Origin of the sequence: Stenotrophomonas sp. SrG (genome assembly GCF_050031795.1) — a bacterium.
In the GTDB taxonomy this organism is placed as follows: Bacteria; Pseudomonadota; Gammaproteobacteria; order Xanthomonadales; family Xanthomonadaceae; genus Stenotrophomonas; species Stenotrophomonas rhizophila_A.
Window position 1 is genome coordinate 1 of the sequence record NZ_JBNBBE010000979.1, and the last position, 242, is coordinate 242.

A 242-nucleotide genomic window follows, 5' to 3' on the forward strand; every position below is an offset into this window, starting at 1 on the left:
CGCTCCGGCCCGCGCTCGCGGCACCCGGCCCGGTCCCAGGCCGGAGGCGGCGACCAGGCCCCGCGCAGGCCACCCCGCCATTGGCTGTAGCGGTACTGCGCCAGCGACCCACGCGGCAGCAGCGCCAGGTCCAGGTCGGTGGCGCGGGAGCGTGCGTTGGTCGAGAGCGCGTGCCGGCCGCTGCTGCCATACGGGTGGTGGTACTCGGCGACGGCGTCTTCCACCTCGCCCAGCCCGATGCG

General features: G+C 76.9%; 1 protein-coding gene. It reads right to left on the minus strand.

Annotated features, from left to right (window positions below; translation table 11 throughout):
• Positions 1-242 (minus strand): hypothetical protein (locus ACQG3P_RS22420; protein WP_426806287.1); only part of this gene is annotated, 242 nt, incomplete at both ends.